Source organism: Thalassotalea sp. ND16A (genome assembly GCF_000764205.1).
GTDB lineage: Bacteria > Pseudomonadota > Gammaproteobacteria > Enterobacterales > Alteromonadaceae > Thalassotalea_A.
Genome location: NZ_JQDZ01000038.1, coordinates 1 through 21,613, shown reverse-complemented (window position 1 = coordinate 21,613; position 21,613 = coordinate 1). Strand labels below are relative to the sequence as shown.

Below are 21,613 nucleotides of genomic sequence, written 5' to 3'. Positions count from 1 at the left end.
CAAGTTAATCGCTTTAGTTAACTTGACTCTGACCCCGGTTTATCGTCTAGGCGCGCAGGGCTTTTTCGCCGCGGGCAATACCTACAGTACCAGAGCGTACTACTTCGATTATCTCGGTTTCATTACTCAATATACTGATAAAGGATGATATTTTATCTTCATCACCGGTAAGTTGTACCGTGTATATTTGCTTGCCAACATCGACGATGTCGCCACGGAAAATATCGCTTATGCGCATTACTTCGGTGCGCGTTTTGTTGTTCATCGCCAATACTTTTACCAAGACAATTTCACGCTCAATGTGTGGCCGTTCGGTTAAGTCTGCCACTTTAATTACATCGACTAACTTGTTTACCTGTTTGGTAATTTGCTCAAGAATTTTATCATCGCCAAAAGTGGAAATGGTAATACGTGACAGACTAGGCTCGTCGGTTTCGGCAACACATAAGCTTTCAATGTTAAAGGCTCGTTGTGAAAACAGGCCAACAATGCGAGAAAGGGCACCTGGTTCGTTCTCTAGTAATATCGAAATGATACGGCGCATTATACTTTTTCTCCTTTTTTAAGCCACATATCGTCAACCGCACCAAAGCGCACTTGCATCGGGTATACGTGTTCGTTTTCATCGACTAATACGTCAACAAATACCAATCGGTTTTTAATTGCAAACGCTTCTTTAATTGCGTCATCGAGTTCATCTGGGTGATTTACCTGCATCCCCACATGACCGTATGCTTCGGCTAATTTGACAAAATCAGGCAAAGATTCCATGTATGAAGAGGAATGACGACCACCATAAATCATGTCTTGCCACTGGCGCACCATGCCCAGAGAACGGTTGTTCAGTGACACAATGACCACCGGAATGTCGTATTGCAGGCAAGTAGACATTTCCTGAATATTCATTTGGATTGAACCATCACCAGTTATACAAACAACGTGACTGTCAGGGAACGCCAGTTTCACCCCCATCGCGGCCGGGAAACCAAAGCCCATGGTGCCCAACCCACCTGAGTTGATCCATTGGCGCGGGTTTTTAAACGGGTAATACTGGGCGGCAAACATTTGATGCTGACCAACATCCGAACATACATAAGCATCACCATTGGTGTGCTTGTATACCGCTTCAACCACTTGTTGCGGTTTAATTAAATCTTCTTTAGTTTCATAGCTAAAACTGTTTAATTTGCGCCATTGGTTAATGTCCTGCCACCAGTCTTTGAATGTATCTGCAGAAGATTGATATCCAACGTCATCAAGCTCCTTGTTAATTTGCGCCATCACCACATCTACCAGGCCAACAATTGGAATATGCGCAGATACGGTTTTTGAAATTGACGTCGGGTCAATATCGACATGGATAATGGTGGCGTTCGGACAGAACTTTTCTACTTTGTTGGTAACCCTGTCATCAAAGCGGGCGCCAAGAGCAAGAATAATATCGGCATTGGCCATCGCCTTATTCGCCTCTGCTGTGCCGTGCATACCTAACATGCCAATAAAGTTGTCATGCAAGCCGCTAATGCCGCCAAGGCCCATTAAGGTATTGGTGCAAGGCGCATTTAACCGTTCAACCAATGCGGTTAACTGCTCGGCAGCATTGGCCAGAATAATACCGCCACCGGTATAAACCACCAATTTCTTGGCGTTAACAATTTTCTCAACCGCTTTTTTAATTTGTTTGCTGTGGCCCTTAACGTTTGGGTTGTAAGAACGTATTTTCACATCTTTATTGAGCACAAATGGCACTTTAATATCCGGGTTAAGAATATCTTTTGGTAATTCCACCACTACAGGTCCTGGTCGTCCGGTTTCAGCCAGATAAAAAGCTTTCGCCAGTACGTTAGGGATATCATTCACATCTCGACAGTTGAAGCTGTGCTTAACAATCGGACGAGAACAACCAACTATGTCTGTTTCCTGGAAGGCATCGCCACCAATCAGGCTTGATGCTACTTGTCCTGCCAGTACGACCATAGGAATAGAGTCCATATAAGCGGTAGCGATACCGGTAATACAATTAGTATTACCTGGACCTGATGTTGCCAGAACAACACCACATTTGCCCGTCGCTCTGGTATAACCATCGGCCATATGAGTCGCAGCTTGTTCATGGCGGACCAGAATATGGCTTACTTTATCTTGTTGGAAAATGGCATCGTAAATATCTAAAACTGACCCACCCGGGTAGCCAAAAATATACTCAACCTCTAATTCTGCCAGCGCTTTGGTGAGTAAATGCGCTCCTGATAACCGCTCAATTGTCATTTTATTGCCTTAGATTAAAATTTTTTTGGGTTCAGAAAGTAAAAAACCCTCACTTAGTATAGCGAGGGTTTTGTGAATTTTTATGCGTTGTCTATTTATTCAATCAAAACCCTAGCCTTAGTATTAAAACCACGACCAGCAGGACTTGAAGAAAAAGAGATTTAATAGACATCGATAATGATTATTTAGTTAATGTTGCTTTATATTTAAATAGTAGGCCTTGAAAGTCAACATTTAAATAGAAATCAATAATAAATAACATATAAGCAAAGGAGATTAGCATTTACTCAAAGGTAAAAATCGTTACAATAGCGGCAAATTTACAAACAGTTTTACTCGGTATCTATACCTATAGGGAGTTGAAAAATGAAGAGTTTTGAAGCAAATTTTGATGGTTTGGTTGGACCTACTCACAACTACGCTGGCCTATCTACGGGCAACGTTGCCTCTAAATTAAGCGCTAACGATACTTCAAGCCCTAAAAATGCCGCGTTGCAAGGCATTGCCAAAATGAAAGCGTTACACGATATGGGGATGACACAAGGGGTATTTGCCCCACAAGAGCGTCCCGATATCTTGTCTTTGCGTCGTTTGGGGTTTTCTGGCTCAGATGCCAATGTGTTAGAGCAAGCGCATAAAGAAGCACCCAATGTCTTATCTGCGTGTTTCAGTGCCTCAAGTATGTGGACGGCTAACTCTTCTACGGTTTCTCCATCTGGCGATAGCAAAGACTCAAAGGTACATTTCACCCCGGCGAATTTAACCAATAAATTTCATCGCTCACTAGAGCCGGAAATTACCGGTAACATTTTAAAAGCGGTTTTTAATGATGACAACCACTTTAATCATCATTTGCACTTAAACGAGAATGATCATTTTGGTGATGAAGGCGCGGCTAATCATACCCGTTTATGTAGCGAGTATGGTGAGCAGGGGCTAGAAATATTTACCTTTGGTAAGTATGCGTTTGATCAATCTAAACCGGCACCAACAAAATTCCCGGCACGTCAAACTCTCGAAGCCAGCCAGGCGGTTGCTCGCTTACACGGGTTAAGTGATGAAAATGTGGTGTATGTTCAGCAAAATCCGCACGTGATCGACCAAGGGGTATTTCATAACGATGTGATCTCTGTCGGTAACCAAAACGTGTTGTTTTATCATGAGCAAGCATTTTTACATAGCGATGCCTTTCTCGCCGAAGTACAAAGTAAGTTCGGCTCTGACGATTTACACTTTATCAAAGTAACCACAGATGAAGTGTCGCTGGAAGATTGTGTAAAAACCTATTTGTTTAATACCCAAATAATCACTTTAGCAGATGGCACCATGGCAATCATAGCGCCTATGCATTGTTACCATAACCCAAAGGTTAAGGCTTATTTAGACAAATTAGTCACTCTCAATACACCGATAAAACAGGTGAAGTATTTTGATGTGAACGAGAGTATGAAAAACGGTGGTGGACCTGCCTGTTTACGTTTACGTGTCGCATTAAATGACACTGAGTTAAACGCGGTGAACCAACATTGTTTAATGAGTGATGAGTTATTTACCAACTTAAACGCCTGGGTAAGCAAACATTATCGTGACGAGTTGCACTTTGATGATTTACGCGATCCGAATTTATTGATGGAGTCTCGTACCGCCCTGGACGAATTAACCCAGATGTTGAAGCTAGGCTCGGTATATCATTTCCAACAAATATAAGTAGCTCCCGCCACTTTTCTTTTGGGTCGACATTTGTCGACCCTTTTTTTTGCACAAGGATGATGCTTATACCCGGCAGGACACCTTTAGAATGGTATCTAATTCAGGGATAAATTAACTGAGAATTGCCAGGGTAGGTCTAGTAAATTAGCTCTATTAGCGTTAGTTGTTGATTTATATTCAGAAACAATTAACCACGTCATTGCGGCGAACGACTCCAAGGATGGAGGAGGTAGAGCGAAGCATGGATGCCAGAGCCGAGGCCGCAACCTCCCTTCAGATATAATGTGCCTAAAAATAATTGTTTTATATCCTCAGCATACGTCAGGAGGTATCGGCCTGCGCCGGCATGACGCTGTATTTATACTAGCCTAAGGATCACTTTGAAACGAAAGCGGAGGTTCACTAATTCGTTTTTATGACTTGTATATGCGCATGGCGAAAGCGAGTAGCTGATAAATTCAACCTTCCGTTGTTGGCCTTATAGAGCTATGACAGCTTGCTACAGTGAATAATAGCTAAACACTCGGCGATAAATGAAGAAAACAACCCCTACCAGCAAAAGTCAGTTGATAGCTAGGCTCGTTCTTATTAGTAGAAGATGAGACTTTTTCTAACATGCCTTTCTCAATCAAAAAGTCTAACATGGTCGTTGATAGTTCACCCAGTTTAGCTTTGGCGGTGATTTCCATTTTAGTGGCTACGCCTTTAAAAGAGTACATGGCCTTGATTATTTTGGCTTCTGCTTCAGATATTTTTGGCATGCTACCTGTGTATGGCGGGTATTGATGTAACGGGAACTTACCTTGAATACTCTCATAAGAAGCCTGCATCGCCCTAATATCATCCTCTTTATTATCAGTTAATTTAAAGGTATGAAAAACACCCGATTCTTTACTAAGATAATCCACTTTAGCTAAAAATATGGGCAAACCACAACCTTGGGCAACATGGTAAAAGCCTGTTTTCCATTTAGGTACTGCACCGCGGGTACCTTCAGGGGTAAATAAGAAAAACACTCGGTTCAATTTTTGGTTATTGATAAAGTTTTTGATTTGCTGAACTTGACCAACACCTTTTGCTGAACGATCAATAGGAATAGCACCAAGATACATTAACCAAGTGCCTAATACAGGTACCCGGCATAAGCTATCTTTAATGGAAAAGTATATTTTCACATCTTGTAGTATGGCAGCACCAAGAGCGTAAAAAAAATCCCAATTTGAGGTATGAGGTGCCGCAATAGCCACACCAGCCCCTTCAGGCGCATTTTTGCAAAGCTTCCAACCGGCAATCTTAAACCAAAGGGTAAAAAGAAATTTTAAAAAATATTTAGTGAAAATACCGTCGAAGATGGTTTTATCACGAATGGGGAGTGCTTTTTTAGCCATGATAATCGGGATTGTTGTTACGATGAAGATAGCTAAGATTGTAGCATGTAAGCGGTAGAGAATATTGATTTAGAGTAGGTTTTTACTATGCTCGCATACCGTTTTCCACAAACCGGCTTTTTCATTTATTCGATTGGGTTCTAAAAAGGAAGGCAAGATGTCAGGTTTGAACCGGCAGTTCAGTGCCATAAGGAGCTATACAATTTTAGAAAAAATACGCCGTCATCCCATCACGAGCACTAGCGAGATGTGGGACCTCCTTCAGGTTATAACGAGCCTAGAAAAAGTGCCATTGTAAACTTAATTTGTAATCATCAATCGGTCGGCAAATTGCCATTTATCGTCTTTTAAGCTCAAATAGAGCCAATAAATTAGAGATCACAACAGCTTTAGACACTCTTTGATGGTATCAGCAGTATAGATAATGTCCGCAGTATTGATGTCCAGGTGGGTGACCAGACGTAAATTTTGTCCGGCAGAAATTTGTATGCCTTCGGCCAGCAATAATTTCGCTAACAGATCACCATCAATGCTGTCGTCCAAGTCGATATAAACCATATTGGTTTGTGGTGTGATCACTTTAAGTTTGTCACTTTCCGTTAATAAATCCGCCAGCAATACGGCGTTGGCATGATCAACCTGTAAACGTTCAATATTGTGATCCAAAGCGTGATCCATGGCTTTGGCCATGATCCCCGCTTGCCGAGTGCCACCACCGACCATTTTACGTATACGTCGGGCTTTAGCGATAAAATCGCTACTGCCACAAAGTACAGAACCCATAGGTGTACCTAAGCCTTTGGAAAAACACACCGAGATTGAGTCAACATACTGGCAAATATCTTTTAACTCAACGCCGATGGCGGTTAGGGCATTAAAAATACGAGCTCCATCTAGGTGAATCGCCAAACCGTGCTGATCGGCAAATATTCTTGCTTCGCTAAAATACTCCATCGGGATCACCTTGCCGCAATAACTATTTTCCAGGCTAAGCAATTTCGTGATGGCAAAATGTTGATCATCTTCTTTGATCACCGCGGCGATATCGGCAAAGGAAAGTTCACCGCTAGATTGTACTTTGATTGGTTGTGGCACCACACTACCTAATACCGCGGCACCGCCGGCCTCATAAAGGTAAGCATGATAGCCCTGGCCAACAATATATTCTTCACCTCTGCCACAATGAGCAAGCAGGGCACACAAATTAGACTGAGTGCCGGAGCAAACGATCATCGCCGCCTGAAAACCAGAAAGCTTGGCCATGCGCGCTTCGAAAGCATTTACCGATGGGTCGTCACCATAAACATCATCACCGACTTCGGCATTGAGCATGGCTTGCATCATCTCAGGTGTTGGTTTGGTTACAGTGTCAGAGCGGTAATCTATCATTATCAGTTCTCATTTGAGTTAATGGTATACCAAGTCTACTAAGCTTTTTATCACTCAGTGAGAATTAAAAGTCTTATAGACAAGGCACTAATTGCAGAGAATGGTTATTCCATTGTTAAAATTAGTAAAGAAGGCTATATGCCTTTTAAACTCACCCTTGGGAGCTTGTCAGTGACCCACTAATTTTACAAAATCCAATTAATATAGAATAACTATACCAATAAAATTTAGTTTATTATTGAACCTCTGACACAGCTCTGAGTTGGGAAAAGCTTAATAGAATTGGTATTAATTAGCATAGTAAAAAAAAGCACATTTTAATACTATTAAAATGTGCTTTGATTAAACTCTAAAATTTGTTGTCAATTTAGAAACTGTACGTGATTGAGGCCTTATAATTAGTACCATCAGCAAGGTAGTTAAGCGCGGTTTCATATTCTTCATCAAGCAGGTTATTTACCTTGGCGTTAACGCTTAAATTAGCTGTCGCCTGATAGCTCACACCGAGATCCAGCAAGACATAGCTGTCGAGTTTCGCATCGCCAGAATCGATACTTTCGTCACGATAAGTCACCATGCCAGAGAAGCTAAAATCTTGCCAGTGATAGTCAATAGCATAGGTGGCAGTCAGTTCTGGACGGCGTAATAACTGCTTACCCGTGTCACCGTCTTCAGCCTCAACAAAAGCAATTGCTAAGGTATTGTGAATGCTATTAAAGTTCGCGGTTACAGTGGCTTCAACGCCTCGGATGTCTGCAGCGTTAATGTTGGCCGGGAACCATAAACCAAATTCATTGGGTGCCCAGGCGATCAGATTGGTAATTTCTGAATCGAATACTGTCACTTCCACACTGCCATCCAGGGTATTGTCGGTAAACTGATGACGCACTAAAATTTCAGTATTGGTGATTTCTTCAGGCTTTAAGTCCGGGTTGCCTGATCCAGGCCAATACAAATCATTAAACGTTGGCGCTTTAAAACCTGTGCCGCGGTTTAAACTTACTAGCCAGTCGTCACTTGGTTGATAGCCAATTGAGGCATTGTAAGTGGTTTCACTACCTAATCTTTCAATATCATCATAGCGAACCGCAGCTTCTAATAACAATTGTCCCTGTTGATGGCGGCCTTGTAAGAATACTGCACTTACATCACGTTCGTCTTCTGCCCAGCTTTGAAAATCAGCAGTCCAGGGGTCCAGGTCACTACTAGTAGATACTGTTTCGTTGTAATATTCGAGGCCAAGGTTCACACTACTTTGGCCAGTAAAACTGTACTGATTGATAAAGCTGACTTGATCGCGCTCGGTAGTAATTCGGCTCTTTTGCGTGTCATTGCCAAAAGATTCGCCTTGATCTTGGCTAGTTGCGATGGCAACTTCACTGAAGATGTTATCGCCCTGATATTGGCTAGACAGTTTTACTGAATAGTTTTCATGGTCCTGTTCGTTGGCGTAATAGACCGGACAAGCGGTGGCAGGATCATTCCAACAAGGTTGATCAGGATAGGAAGCATCAAATTCACTGTTACCCGACTCAAAACGCGAGGCCAGATGCAATGATAAGGTATTAGTGACTTGGCTTTTACCCACGGCACTGATGCTGAAGCGGTCATAACCATCATCGTCGTCTTCGTTAATGTCATAATCATTCAATGGATCTGAATGATAAGCATTAAAGCCATCACTGCTTTCTGTTGATACTGAGATAGTTAAACTATGCTGTTCATTGCCCAAACCAATCGCGGCATCGCCCTGAACATAGCCATTGCTGCCGATACCGACACTGACAGCGCCCTCACCGGCAGCATGCTGTTTGGTGAATATTTGAATGACACCGCCAATGGCATCGCTGCCCCAAAGTGCGGCGCGCGGACCTTTTACCACTTCGATGCGTGAGATCTGGCTTGGTGACATCGCACTGAAATTAGTGCTGCCCAAAGTTGCAGAGCTTACTCGTACGCCATCAATCAGTACTAAGCTATGGTTTGAGTTGGTACCACGCATAAATACGGAACTTGATTGGCCTGAGCCACCTTGATTGACGACATTGATACCGGCAATCGTATTTAGGATATCGGTAACGCTGCTCACTTGCATGGCTTTGATTTCATCGCTGGTGATAATGTCTGCCGAAGATAGAGATAAAAACTGCTCTTGCTGCGAGCGATTGGCAGTAATTAGGATGTTTTCATCGATAGTCACGGCTAAAGATTGCTGACTTGATAACGTTAAGCCGATGGCAATTGCGATTAAGCCTTTGTTTAAAACGGTTGTGTTTGTGTTGTTTGTTTGCATTATTTCCTCACTTAAGATGCCCACCGCACCTGAAAAAAATTAACGCTGAGGCAGGTCTCCGGACTTATTAGTTCTCGTGCGAACGCCGAGCTCTAAATTACCGTTGCGGGGGCAGTACAGGAATAACTTTGCCATGTTGGCGTATCCGTTTACCTGTTTCCCAAAACTCTGCAGTGTTGCAGAGCTAGTTTGCTTTAGGCCGTGAATACCAAGTTGACCACTTAACTAATCAAATTGGCATTGCTGCCTTGCAAACACCTGAGCGATGTAAAATATTCAGTAAAGTTTTATCAATGTTTAATAAACTTACCGAGTGTAATATTGAGTCTGGGCTGACAAAATATGCCAGCATCGACTCAAATGGTGTTTAATTATCTGTCTTTAGTTTACCTGGTTCGGTTGCTGGACAGCTAATTGTTGATAGTAATTTCGACTGTTATCGATGTTTTCACAAAGTAATTCCAGCTCGGTTAATAAGCGGTAACTCATCCGATGCAACATATCGGAATTTGGTTGTAACAGCTGTTGATGCTTTGCCGCATTTACCTGTGGAAATTTTTGCCAGTCGATGGCATCTGGATTCGGTTCACCTTGCGACATTGGCTGAATGATTAAATCAGGATCTGCGACGATGATTTGTTCAATGTTGATTTGTGGGTAATCATTAACCAAATTCACAAATGGATTACTGGCGCCACAAATGCTTAAATGTTGTTGCGGCCAGGCATTTTTCGCCACTGTCGTCAGCGGTTTCGACCAGAGCTCATAAAATACTTTAATATCTTGTTTATCCTGATATTTTTGTTGTAACGCATTTAGGCTTTGCTCAAAGGATTGCGCTTTTTGTTCGGCTATTGTTGCTTTGCCGGTTAATTGTCCAAATAAACGAAACTCTTTCGCCACATCCGATAAATTCACCGGATCAGAATAAACAATGTTCAAGCCAAGTTGTTCCAGGCGCTGCAAGTCATCACTCGGATTACCGGTACGCCAGGCGATAATAAGGTCGGGTTGATGCGCAAGGATTTGTTCTATTTTTAATCGGGCGTAATTACCAATTCTTGGGATATCCAGCGCTTGCGCGGGAAAATCAGAATGTTCAGTGGTGGCGACAATACGCTCACCAACGCCGAGATCGAACAACACTTCGACCACATGTGGTGCAAGAGCAATGATTTTTTGCTGGCTATAATCAACGCTGCTTGTCGTTGTTTTATCATCTGCCACTTCATTGCTAATTGCACTCACTACGTCAGTTGTTACCGCCGTAACTACGTTAGAGCTGTCAGGTAAAAGCATATTTTTTAGCAATATGACAACGAAAAGTACGGCTACAACGAATATGATTTTCAATTTTTTAGTCATTAGCGTTTTTATCCGTTACCAGTCGATGCCAGCTTGCGCTTTGATGCCATTATCAAAGGCATGTTTTATAGGTTGCACTTCGGAAACTGTGTCGGCCAACTCGATTAAGCGGCGGTGACAGGCTCTGCCGGTAATGATCACATGTTGATTTTTCGGACGATTGGTTAATGCACTGATCACCTCATCCAAATCGATATAGCCGTATGTCACCATGTAGGTGATTTCATCCAGTAGCACCAGATCAACCGTGTTATCGGTTAACAACGTTTGCGTATCGCTCCAGGCCAGTTGCGCGGCGGCAGTGTCTTTTTCTTTGTTTTGGGTTTCCCAGGTAAATCCGGTCCCCATGACATAAAAATCAACGTCATGCTGTTCGAGCAAATTACGCTCGCCACATTCCCAGGTACCTTTAATAAATTGTACCACCGATGCTTTTAAACCGTGACCAACTGCACGGGCAACAGTACCAAAGCCAGAGGTTGATTTGCCTTTGCCATTACCGGTGATCACGATCAGCAAGCCTTTTTCATCGGTGGCATTTTTGATGCGCTGATCCACTTGTTCTTTTAGACGTTGCTGGCGAGCTTGATGCTTTTCGGCCTTGCGGGTGGCGGCTTTACTCGTCGCTTCATCTTTGCTTGTCGCCTCTTCGCTTGCAGCTTCTGTTCTCTTATCTGTGCTCATAATGTTAAACCTTTTTATCGTTTATATTGTTAACCTGTGCGAGTTGCTTAATTTTGTTAAAATCTAAATCAACTGCGATGGCATCGGCCAGTTTATCAATGGCGATATTTTGTTGTTGTTTGAAGCTTTTGCTTTCACCAAGGATAGCGCCAGCCCATTGCATGATCAGCTTAAGAGCGGACGGCGTATCAAAAATTCCGTGCCAATAGCTGCCGATAATTTGCTGATCGGCACTCACATACCCTTCGTCTTTACCATTAATACTGATCAATGCGTTAACTTGCTGCTCATTGTCTAAATCTAATCGCTTGGTAATGCCGGCATGGATCTCATAACCACTGACGGCGCAATTTTTTTCGTTCAAATGCAGTGTGCCAGTGACATTGGTTAAGGTTTTTTGTTTGCTCAATGTTGTTGTTAATGGCAATAAGCCTAAGCCCTGGCTCATAGGCACTTCGCTTTCTATCGCATCAGGATCGGCCAGTGTGTGACCAAGCATTTGCATGCCACCACAAATACCCATCACCTTGCCGCCATAACGTAAATGCCTGTTGATACAGATATCCCAGCCTTGTTGTATGATAAACGCTAAATCGGCTTGTACATTTTTACTGCCCGGCAAAATTAGCAAGTCACAAGGGGGCAAGGGTTGTTGCGCTGTTTCTCTATCAATATTAGGGCTATCAAGGTCTTGGCCATAAATAAACTGAAAGTTAATATTAGGATGCCAACGTAAATTATCAAAATCACTATGATTACTCATTCTCGGAGTAACCAGCACAATCACCTTAATGCTATTTTGTCCATTTTCTGTGACATCAGTTAACTGCTGTTGCTCATCTACCGCATCTTCAGCCGCTATGGTTAAACCATGCAAGTAGGGTAATACCGCTAGCACCGGTTTCTTGGTTTTTTGCTCTAACCAGTCCAAACCGGGCTCTAATAACTTGATGTCACCGCGAAACCGATTAATGACAAAGCCAACGACCCGGTTTTGCTCCGATGGCGACAGTAACTCCAAGGTGCCGACCAAATGAGCAAAAACACCACCACGGTCGATATCCGCAATTAATATTACCGGGCAATCCACTTGCTCGGCAAAACCCATGTTGGCGATGTCACCTTCACGTAAATTGATTTCGGCCGGGCTGCCGGCGCCTTCCACAATAATATAATCAAATCGTTCGGTTAAACGTTGATGCGATTCGAGTACTGCTTGCATCGCTTGCTTTTTATAATCGTGATAACTTTGCGCTTCCATCGAGGTTAACGCTTTACCATGGACAATTACTTGCGCACCGGTATCGGAATTTGGTTTTAACAAAATTGGATTAAAATCAACTTCTGGTTCAATAAGTGCAGCATGCGCTTGCACTGCCTGAGCACGACCAATTTCGCCGCCATCTTTGGTTACGGCACTATTGTGTGCCATATTTTGCGGCTTAAACGGCGCAACGTTCACCTTCTCTCTGGCCAAAATACGACAAATTCCGGCCACCAGTGTACTTTTACCCGCATCTGAAGTGGTACCTTGCACCATTAAGGTCATGGCTTGCTGGTTTGCTGTTGGCATAAGGTTATCTGTCATTGTTGTCGGTCGATATTACAGCTAGATATTGGCGCATTCACCCAACACACTTGGCTAAAATTATTTACGCTATCATGACTCACGTTACTGATGTGGGCGTTGCTAATACGCAAATGGCTAAACAGCTTAGGGTTATGCTCTAGTTCTAGCACGGTACTGATCATCATTTTGATCACGCCGCCATGGCAGATCAGCAGAGCATTTTCGCCTTTATGTTCGCTAATAAGTGTTCGCAGGATACTATTAATACGCTGTTTAAAATTCATTAATGACTCAGCATTGGGTAACGTGTTGAGCATTGGGTTATGCCAAAATTTCTCCAATGTTGGCCAATTTAAGTCGCTGGCGTTAGCATCACTGGCGTTAGCATCATTGCCGTTAATATCGTCAAAAGCGATGCCGTCATAGTCACCAAAACTGGTTTCGCTTAAGCCTGGCTCTATGGTCAACGGCAACCCGCTTTGCTCAGAAAATTGTTCGGCAACTGTTCGGCAGCGCTGCAAGGGCGAGCTAACAATATGGCTAAAACAATGTTTTACCCTTAATAATTCGGCAACTAATTTATCATTTTCATAAGCGCTTACGCCGATATCGGTATGACCATAGAGTGCTGCCGGGCCATCCACTTTTGCATGCCTGAGCAAGAATAAGTTGGTCATTGTGCCAGAGTTAACCTTAGTCATCACCAGCACCGCTATTTTGTCTGCGGGCATTGCCTTTTAATGTTAAAGGGATGCCGGCAGTGATTAAGGTGACGCTGTCGGCAATGGCGGCAATATTTTGATTTAACCAGCCGGCATTATCTACAAACAAACGGCTTACTTTGCCTAACGGTACTACGCCTAAACCGACTTCATTCGCAACCAGTACAATATCTATACCTTGCTTGTTCACATAAGGGCTAACGGCGGTGAGTAATTGCTCGCTGTATAATGCTATATCTTCTTGTCTGGCACTATCGCCAAACTCGAAAATTACGTTATTGAGCCATAAGGTTAAGCAGTCGATTAAGATAGTATGTTCAGCTTGTTGTTTTGCCTGTGACTGGAGCTGTCGCGGGCTTAGAGCGACACTGAGCGCATCATTTAACTTTAATGGACATTCAATGAGTTGCCACTTGTCTTGTCGATCAAGTTGGTGTTTGGCAATGCGGTTTTGCATCTCTTCGTCAAATGCTTGTGCGGTGGCAATATAAATGGGCTTTTGCTGAGGAGTATTACCCGCTTGTTTTTGGCTAAGCAAAGAGTGGCACAATTGTTCGGCAAAGCTGGATTTACCAGAGCGAGCGCCGCCTAAGACTAAATGGATCATGACAAGACTCCTGCATTGTTGGTGTTGCTACTGGCTATAATGAGCAAATAGATCAATAGTTCACTAATTTGTTGCGCGGCGCCTAAACAATCGCCGGTATAACCGCCAATACGTTTGGTTAACCAATGTTTAAAAGCACTACGAAATAGCCACATGCTGATCAGAACTGACACTATGGTGGTAACGGGGAACAGGAATAATGGCAGAGCGCCAACGGCTAATAACAAGGTTAATTCTGCGCCACTCTGCTGCTCAGTTAATGGCTTACTCTTACTGCCAGAACTGGCGCTGACATAAGCCATGTCAAACATTAAACTTGCTGCTATCGCGCGCGATAGTGCATAACCTAGTAATAAACTTGCGATAAGTTGTGATGAATCGGCAATAACCAGCAGGCTTGAGTATTTCATTAATAAGGCGATGATTATAGTTATCGCACCATAAACACCAATACGACTATCTTTCATTATCTCAAGGCGTTTTTCCACGGTTAAGCCGCCACCTATGCCATCCACCGTATCGGCCAGACCATCTTCATGAAACGCCCCGGTTAGCAATAAACTGATGCTAAGCAAACACACGATGACTACCGTAGTCGGTAAAAATGGCGACAGTAACCAATAACTAAGCGCCAAAATAACGGCTAAGGTTATGCCGACCAAGGAGAAATAGCGAGCGGACTTATTTAGTAATGGCGCAGAATACTGGACGGTAGCGGGTACAGGAATACGACTAAAAAAACTTAGCGCCAAATAAAATAAATTAAGCTGGTATCGAAAACCACTCATCTGTTGTTTCTCTTTGCTGTACTCATCCGTTGGCGTCATTAGTTAGTAAAACCTATACCGAAATGCCGGCATCGCTAAAACTTGCCATATCATTATAAAAATGCGCACAAGCCGTTAATAATGGCAATGCCAGGGCTGCACCAGTACCTTCTCCGAGCCTTAACCCTAAGTTAATTAATGGCGTTGCATTAAATTGACTGAGTAACAGTTGATGCCCCGATTCTTCTGACTGATGGGCAAACACTAAATAACCGGTTACGTTGCCATCGATTTGTTTGGCCATAAGGGCAGCACAGCTGACAATAAAGCCATCAATTAATACGGTGATTTTCGCTTTTGCTGCGGCCAGTATCGCACCTACCATTTGCACGATTTCAAAACCACCAACTTCACTCAAAATACTGATGGCATCGGTTGTTTGCACGCGTAGCAGAGCCTTTTTGATCAGTTGCGTTTTTTGGATTAGTTGTTGTGAGTTGATGCCGGTGCCAAATCCTACGCATTGTTCAACCTCGGCTTTGCTCACCGCCGCCAGTAATGCTGTAGCTGAGCTGGTATTGGCGATGCCCATTTCACCCAAAATCAGTAAATTACAGCCCTGGTTAATGTACTGATTGGCAATTTGTTCACCATAAGCGATGCCTTGGTTTACCTGCTCGATGCTCATTGCTGGCATAGTGGCAAAATTGTTGCTGCCGGCACCTAACCGTTGTTCGATAAAACTTGTCGAACTAGTCTGTTGCTCGGCGGCATTGGCAATATCTGCTACGGTAATTGGTTCAATAATGCCGGCATCTATCACTGTTAAGGAGATATTATTGGCGCGGCAAAAACAGTTGATTGCGGCACCGCCATTGAGAAAATTCAACACCATTTGCCGGGTAACCGCGCTTGGGGCGATACTCACGCCTTCTTCACTGATGCCGTGATCGCCGGCAAATACCAGAGCGGTAGGCTGGTTAATGCTAATGCGTGATACCAGCGATTGTTGCTTGTTACTTTGAATTAAGGCCAATTGCAGCGCCAGTTGTTCTAACTGACCAAGGGCGCCAATGGGCTTAGTCTTTTGATCAATAACATCTATTATTGCTTGTTTATATCTTGTCTCTAAAGCGCTAATACTCATCGCGAAACCTTTGATTTATAATAATTTGAATGCAAGATGCTAATTACATTTTGCGCATTAACAGTAAAAAGAACACGCTGCCCATGGCAGACGTGATCACCCCGATAGGGATCTCTTGTCCGTCTAATGCGGTACGAGCCAATACATCGACCCAAACCAGGAAACAACCGCCGAGTAAACCTGAGCCAATTAGCAATTTGCCGGTGGTAATGCCCAGATAAGAGCGGACGATATGAGGGATCATTAATCCAACAAAACCAATACCGCCACAAAAGGCAACAATGACGGCGGTACTAGCGGCACAAACGACCAATACAATAATGCGTAATCGGGCCACTTTAACGCCTAAAGTGCGGGCGCTTTCATCACTAAGCAGCAAGGCATCGAGTTGTCTTGCCAGCGAGAAGGCGATGATGGTGGCAATTAAAATCACCGGAAAAATCCACAGCAGGGCGGTTGTATCTGCTCTTGCTAAAGAACCCATTAGCCAAAATATCACTCGGTTTGAAGCAAACGCTTCGCCCATGTAGAGCGTAAAGCTGGTGATTGAACTCAAAAGAAAGGATACCGCAACCCCGGCAAGCAATAAGTGCTCGACCCGGCGCCAGTTGTTGTTGGCAATTACCGCTAACACCAGAGATACGGCGGCTAAGGCGCCAATAAAAGCGGCTAATGGTAATGACACAAAGTGAGTAGATTGCGGCAGCAAACTTGCCAGGGTTGCACCTAGGCCGGCACCGGCAACAATACCAAACAAATAAGGGTCTGCCAGTGGGTTGCGAGTCACATTTTGCATTAGTGCGCCAGAAATGGCTAAGCCGAAACCGGCTAAAAAGCCTAACAGTACCCGAGGTAAGCGAATATCGTAGAGTATGGTTTGGTAAATCGATTTATCACAACTGGCTATCACGCATTGCCACACTGCTCGATGGTCAACTTCACTAACGCCAAAGCCAATGGCAAGAACAAATGTGGCCAACACCAGGCCCGTTAATAATGCTGCCGTTAGTTTGATATTGAGCCGATGTGGCAAGGAGGTCATTGCTTATCTCCTTTCTTTTCAGTGCTTACAGCAGAGTCAGTATGCGCAGAAAAGGTGATACGCGGTTTATTGGTAAAAGGGTTTTTATCGACAGCGCAATCTAAGTTAAACACACTTTTTAAAGTGTGTGGTGTTAACACCTGCTCAGGAGTGTCGTTCGCCACTATTTTGCCATGATCCATTAGCACAATGCGATCGCAGTATTCTGCCGCTAAATTAAGATCATGAATAGTAAGTAACAAGGTTATCTTCAGTTTTTTGGCTAACGCCAGTATTTGGTGCTGATAATAAATATCTAAATGGTTAGTGGGTTCATCCATGATTAAGATGTTGGCTGCTTGCACGACAGCCCTGGCAATAAGAACCCGTTGCTGTTCGCCACCGGAAAGGGTATTGAATACTTGTTGCTGCTGCTCCAGTAAATCCACTTTACTCAGGGCCGAATGAATTTTGTTAGCATCGTTGCCATTATCGTTTTCAAAAAAACTTTTATGCGGGATCAAGCCCATACGCACAATATCAACAACGGTTAAATCAAAAACCGAGTTAGTTTGTTGGCTTACCACGGCAATTTGTTTGGCGATGTTTTTATGATGGAGCGTGCTTAATGGTTTTGAGTTTAAGGTGATGCTGCCGTCAAAGTCATTATGTTCGCCATGCAAGCATTTTAGCAAAGAGGTTTTTCCGGCACCATTGGGTCCAACAATCGCCACCGTTTCGCCACGATTTAATTCAAAATCGACATTTTCAATGATGCTTTTGCCAGCGACCTGCCAACTTAACTGTTTTGCTTGTAGAACGGTGTTTGACATCTTGTATAAATCTTTTTCGTCTCTATTATTTGCAATAAAGTACGGGAAAAAGAAGGAGGGGTACAAAACCAAGACTATTTGAAAAATAAATATACAGATGGTTAACTGAAAATTGACCCTGATCTTCTACGCGTTACCCGCACGTTCAATCATTTTATGTAAAGCATTAATTAACATTTAAGGCAGGTTTTCTGACTCATAGAATGTTTTCATTGATTCTATTTACAGTTGCGGGAACAGCTGTGGAATTAATAAGCCATTTTGCCTATTGCACCACATTCCCTATTAAGTCTTGAAGTTTGTTACAGTTCAGGACACCTTAAATTTTACGCGTCGATTTTAGCAACTCAGTCATCGTTTTAACACTAAAATCTTAATTCAATAGGATAAGTTTAGCATATCTAATAACTAAGCTGATATTGGCTTAACGCGCCAATTTGTGATGGGCTTTGGCAAAGTGACCGGCACAAAAAGCACCGATAATAGAAAGCTCACCCGCCAGGCACAGGCCGGCGCATACTTCAGCCAAAGCTCGGGCATTTCCGGCGCCGGCTAATCCGAGTAATTGCAAATTTGCCTGCTGACTTGCCAGCCCGGTACCGCCACCCACTGTGCCTACCATTAGATTTGGCAAGGTTACCGCCGCATAAAGGCTACCATCATCATTAAGCTCCATCCGGGTTACCCCTATGGCAGATTCGGCCACACAGGCGGCATCTTGGCCACAGGCAATATATAAAGCCGCCAGGCCATTGGCATAATGACCTTGCACGCCAACAGAGCCACTGAGTACGCCACCAACGGTAGACATGCGCCAGAAATTGGCCATCAGCTCGGGTGTGGTATGTAGTCTTTTTTTGATTAATTCAGCCGAAATGGTGATTTCGCTGGTCACTTTTTTACCACGTACCCCTGATAACGACTGGCTGGTGGCTTTTTTATCCCCGGATAAGTTTGCATCCAAAAAGTAATGTTTTGGCGCCACCGGGGTGTTTTCAATAATGTATTCGAGCGCACAATTGGTGGCAATCGTTACCATATTTTGCCCCGATGCATCACCGGTTAAATAATCAAAAATCAGATAAACATTGTTGCCTTCAATATTGATACGCAAGTCTTTTAACTTAAGATGATTGGAGCTGGCTTCGGTGATTTGGCGAAAACTTTCCTGCTGCGTTGTTGCCCAGGCAACAAATTTCCCTGCCTGTATTAAAGTCTCAAAGGCAAAGCCTGGCGTACGGCAAACGCCCTCGTTAAGTAACATGGTTGAGCAACCACCGGCTTCAGTAATGAGCAGCGCGCCACGATTGTAAGAGGCGACTAATGCGGCTTCAGTGGTTGCTAGCGGCAGAAAGTAATCATCTTGGGCAAACAAACCATTGATGCGCAGTGGGCCAGCAATGCCAACGGGGACTTTTACCGTGCCAATGAAGTTTTCAATATTCTTTTGATATTGGCTCATTGAGGCAAAGGTATTTTGATCGAGTAAATGCTCTCGTGCCGCCGGGCAGTTTATCGCTTGCCAACGCTTTTCGATTGCTTTGGGGCTAATAAACATATTTTTCGGTTGCGGTTTAGCAACCGGGCTAAAACTTGGCTTAAGCTGTTGTAATGAATATTGATCCACTGTTGATAACGCAGAGAAAATCTCTGGATTTAAATCGGTATTTTTATTTTTCATTTACTTTTTAGCAACTTACAAGTCCTACGGCGGCATAAATCTATCTAGTACAAAGGTACTGATTGATAACAGGGGCATTATTGTATAAGGATTAAGGGTGCTTGGAAAGTTTATCTACCGAAACCGTACAAAAGCGTAAGAAAGTCGACCTAAAATAGTCCACTTCCGGCATGGTGGCACTAAGGCCTTCAAGTTTCATTTTGAGGTTTTGTTCAACGTGTTCAAATTCGGGGTTGTTGTGGTTTAATTCATCTAACGCTTTAATATAAGCAACCATGATGTCGGCGGCCTTTACTATGTCTTTATATTGTTGTTCAACATTGTCTTGTACCACAATATCTTCAAAGATGTCGCGTAACTCTTCCGGGAGAGACTCTAAACACTCTTGCTCTGCCAAACGTTCAATTTTTTTAAACTCGCGTGAGATCTCGCTATTGGCATATTTGGTTGGACTAACAATATCACCATAACGGGTTTCGCTGGCTTCATGGTATAAAGCGACGGTTGCCGCTCTATCGGCGTTAAGATTGCCTGCAAATTTTTTGTTTTTAATCACCGCGAGAAGATGAGCAACGATGGCAACCTGATGAGAATGTTCGGCAATGTTTTCAGCTTTTACGCAATACATTAACGCCCACCGCTTAATTAACGGCATGCGAAACATCCAGGCTAAAAATGTACTTTCCATCAAACTCTCCCTATGCCCGGCAGCAACCGGACGTTATACTAATCTTGCCTATAATTACTGAAAAAATGCTTCAAACGTTGGATCGCTTGCACTAAATCTTCACTATGTGGCAAAAACACCAATCTAAAATAGATACCTTCGGTTAAGTTAAAGGCGCTGCCTTGTACCAGTAAGATCTTTTCTTGGCGCAAAATATCCAATACCATTCTCTCATCGTCAGTGATGCCGAGTTTTTCGCCATCGACTTTAACAAATAAATACATCGCGCCTTTGGCTTTATGACAGCTTAAACCATCAATGTCGTTAAGCATCTTATGGGCAATATCTAATTGTACTTTTAAACGACCGCCTGCTTGCACCAGTTCGTTTATGCTTTGATAGCCACCTAACGCGGTTTGGATCGCATGTTGGCACGGCACATTGGCGCACAGACGCATTGATGACAGCATGGTAATGCCTTCGATATAATTTTTCGCCTGCAGTATTGGTCCGGTAAACATCATCCAGCCGGCTCTAAAGCCAGCAATTCGGTAGTTTTTCGATAAACCGCCCATAGTGGCGATTAACACTTCGTCGCTTAAACTTGCCGTTGGCGTGTGACTGGTACCGTCGAACAATACCTTGTCGTAAATCTCGTCGGAAAAAATGATCAGCTTGTGCTCTTTGGCAACGGCAATAATTTGCTCAAGCACTTCTTTTGGATAAACCGAGCCCGTTGGGTTGTTTGGATTAATTAACACGATGGCTTTGGTTTTTGTCGATATTTTGCTTTTGATATCTTCGATGTCCGGATACCAGAATTTTTTTTCATCACATCGATAATGTACCGGCTTGCCACCAGAAAGCGAAACGGCGGCGGTCCACAGCGGATAATCGGGAGCCGGTAGCAGTACTTCATCGCCTTGATTGAGTAGTGCTTGCATCGCCATAACAATCAGCTCACTGACCCCGTTACCAATAAAGATATTATCAACGTCGAGGTTTTTCATGCCAAACTGTTGATAATACTGCATTACCGCCACCCGGGCAGAATATATGCCTTGTGATTCACTATAACCTTGCGCGGTCGGCAGATTGTGAATGACATCACGTAAAATATCGTCAGGCGCAAGAAAGCCAAACGGCGCCGGGTTGCCAATATTGAGTTTAAGGATTTTATGACCTTCTTCTTCTAACCGTCTGGCTTCATCGGCAATACGCCCGCGAATCTCGTAACAGACACCAGATAATTTTTCCGACTTTAAATATTCACTCATTTTGACTTACCATACTTCTCTTGCTTGGCTTAAATCAATCTGCATATTTTGCAGATTGCTATCATACTTGTGTATACCCTTCACCATTCAGTATGAAGGTTTCAGAGCGCTTGAGCGATTCCAATTCAAGGCGCATCTATACAGTAATGGTTATTCCCTTACAAATAGATGGAACGAAGAAGTGGGATTGCTCAAACGCTTCTTCGATGGGTTTAAAAGTGATT

At 43.4% G+C, this 21,613-nt stretch carries 18 protein-coding genes and 2 riboswitches; of the genes, 1 reads left to right on the top strand and 17 read right to left on the bottom strand.

Annotated features, from left to right (window positions below; all coding sequences use genetic code 11):
- Positions 1 to 46: 46 nt before the first annotated feature.
- Positions 47 to 544, bottom strand: coding sequence for an acetolactate synthase small subunit (gene ilvN / locus ND16A_RS12745; protein WP_033076900.1), 498 nt, complete (start codon positions 542 to 544; stop codon positions 47 to 49).
- Positions 544 to 2,268, bottom strand: a complete 1,725-nt coding sequence (locus ND16A_RS12750; RefSeq protein ID WP_033076899.1) for an acetolactate synthase 3 large subunit — start codon at positions 2,266 to 2,268, stop codon at positions 544 to 546. Before ND16A_RS12750 ends, ilvN begins: the two co-directional genes overlap by 1 nt.
- A gap of 366 nt (positions 2,269 to 2,634) precedes the next feature.
- Here ND16A_RS12750 and astB point away from each other — a divergent pair, with 366 nt between their 5' ends.
- The gene (gene astB, locus ND16A_RS12755; protein WP_033076898.1) at positions 2,635 to 3,975 is read left to right on the top strand and encodes an N-succinylarginine dihydrolase; all 1,341 of its coding nucleotides are present in this window, start codon (positions 2,635 to 2,637) and stop codon (positions 3,973 to 3,975) included.
- Between the two features lie 518 nt (positions 3,976 to 4,493).
- Here the strand turns inward: astB and ND16A_RS12760 are convergent.
- The 15 genes from ND16A_RS12760 to ND16A_RS12825 form a co-directional block, all read right to left on the bottom strand.
- Positions 4,494 to 5,366 carry a 1-acyl-sn-glycerol-3-phosphate acyltransferase gene (locus ND16A_RS12760; RefSeq protein ID WP_033076897.1) on the bottom strand — a complete coding sequence of 291 codons (873 nt, stop codon included), beginning with the start codon at positions 5,364 to 5,366 and terminating at the stop codon, positions 4,494 to 4,496.
- Between the two features lie 378 nt (positions 5,367 to 5,744).
- Positions 5,745 to 6,755, bottom strand: coding sequence for a low-specificity L-threonine aldolase (ltaE, locus tag ND16A_RS12765; RefSeq protein ID WP_200880815.1), 1,011 nt, complete (start codon positions 6,753 to 6,755; stop codon positions 5,745 to 5,747).
- Between the two features lie 367 nt (positions 6,756 to 7,122).
- The gene (locus ND16A_RS12770; RefSeq protein ID WP_052072956.1) at positions 7,123 to 9,048 is read right to left on the bottom strand and encodes a TonB-dependent receptor domain-containing protein; all 1,926 of its coding nucleotides are present in this window, start codon (positions 9,046 to 9,048) and stop codon (positions 7,123 to 7,125) included.
- A gap of 32 nt (positions 9,049 to 9,080) precedes the next feature.
- Positions 9,081 to 9,254, bottom strand: a riboswitch (cobalamin riboswitch).
- A 175-nt stretch (positions 9,255 to 9,429) separates the two neighbouring features.
- Positions 9,430 to 10,347, bottom strand: a complete 918-nt coding sequence (locus ND16A_RS12775; protein ID WP_081945506.1) for a cobalamin-binding protein — start codon at positions 10,345 to 10,347, stop codon at positions 9,430 to 9,432.
- Between the two features lie 81 nt (positions 10,348 to 10,428).
- On the bottom strand, positions 10,429 to 11,097 hold the full coding sequence (cobO, locus tag ND16A_RS12780; protein WP_052072955.1) for a cob(I)yrinic acid a,c-diamide adenosyltransferase: 669 nt from the start codon (positions 11,095 to 11,097) through the stop codon (positions 10,429 to 10,431).
- Positions 11,098 to 11,101: 4 nt separating this feature from the next.
- Complete coding sequence (locus ND16A_RS12785; protein ID WP_033076923.1) at positions 11,102 to 12,670, bottom strand: cobyric acid synthase; 1,569 nt, start codon at positions 12,668 to 12,670, stop codon at positions 11,102 to 11,104.
- 11 nt (positions 12,671 to 12,681) lie between these two features.
- Complete coding sequence (locus tag ND16A_RS0118965; RefSeq protein ID WP_052072954.1) at positions 12,682 to 13,368, bottom strand: histidine phosphatase family protein; 687 nt, start codon at positions 13,366 to 13,368, stop codon at positions 12,682 to 12,684.
- Positions 13,361 to 13,996 (bottom strand): bifunctional adenosylcobinamide kinase/adenosylcobinamide-phosphate guanylyltransferase, encoded by a 636-nt coding sequence (cobU, locus tag ND16A_RS12790; protein WP_033076896.1) that lies wholly within the window; start codon positions 13,994 to 13,996, stop codon positions 13,361 to 13,363. Before cobU ends, ND16A_RS0118965 begins: the two co-directional genes overlap by 8 nt.
- Positions 13,993 to 14,823 (bottom strand): adenosylcobinamide-GDP ribazoletransferase, encoded by an 831-nt coding sequence (locus tag ND16A_RS12795; protein WP_235282009.1) that lies wholly within the window; start codon positions 14,821 to 14,823, stop codon positions 13,993 to 13,995. The genes cobU and ND16A_RS12795 overlap by 4 nt, the downstream gene beginning before the upstream one ends.
- Before the next feature lie 13 nt (positions 14,824 to 14,836).
- The gene (gene cobT, locus ND16A_RS12800) at positions 14,837 to 15,910 is read right to left on the bottom strand and encodes a nicotinate-nucleotide--dimethylbenzimidazole phosphoribosyltransferase (protein WP_033076895.1); all 1,074 of its coding nucleotides are present in this window, start codon (positions 15,908 to 15,910) and stop codon (positions 14,837 to 14,839) included.
- A 43-nt stretch (positions 15,911 to 15,953) separates the two neighbouring features.
- Complete coding sequence (locus tag ND16A_RS12805; RefSeq protein ID WP_052072953.1) at positions 15,954 to 16,952, bottom strand: FecCD family ABC transporter permease; 999 nt, start codon at positions 16,950 to 16,952, stop codon at positions 15,954 to 15,956.
- Entirely contained in the window at positions 16,949 to 17,764 is an 816-nt protein-coding gene (locus tag ND16A_RS12810) for an ABC transporter ATP-binding protein (RefSeq protein WP_052072952.1), read from the bottom strand. The genes ND16A_RS12805 and ND16A_RS12810 overlap by 4 nt, the downstream gene beginning before the upstream one ends.
- A gap of 164 nt (positions 17,765 to 17,928) precedes the next feature.
- Positions 17,929 to 18,101: riboswitch (cobalamin riboswitch) on the bottom strand.
- A gap of 87 nt (positions 18,102 to 18,188) precedes the next feature.
- The gene (locus ND16A_RS12815) at positions 18,189 to 19,445 is read right to left on the bottom strand and encodes a hydroxymethylglutaryl-CoA reductase (protein WP_033076894.1); all 1,257 of its coding nucleotides are present in this window, start codon (positions 19,443 to 19,445) and stop codon (positions 18,189 to 18,191) included.
- A gap of 91 nt (positions 19,446 to 19,536) precedes the next feature.
- Positions 19,537 to 20,133, bottom strand: a complete 597-nt coding sequence (yfbR, locus tag ND16A_RS12820; protein WP_033076893.1) for a 5'-deoxynucleotidase — start codon at positions 20,131 to 20,133, stop codon at positions 19,537 to 19,539.
- Positions 20,134 to 20,171: 38 nt separating this feature from the next.
- Positions 20,172 to 21,389 carry a pyridoxal phosphate-dependent aminotransferase gene (locus ND16A_RS12825; RefSeq protein ID WP_033076892.1) on the bottom strand — a complete coding sequence of 406 codons (1,218 nt, stop codon included), beginning with the start codon at positions 21,387 to 21,389 and terminating at the stop codon, positions 20,172 to 20,174.
- Between the last annotated feature and the right edge of the window lie 224 nt (positions 21,390 to 21,613).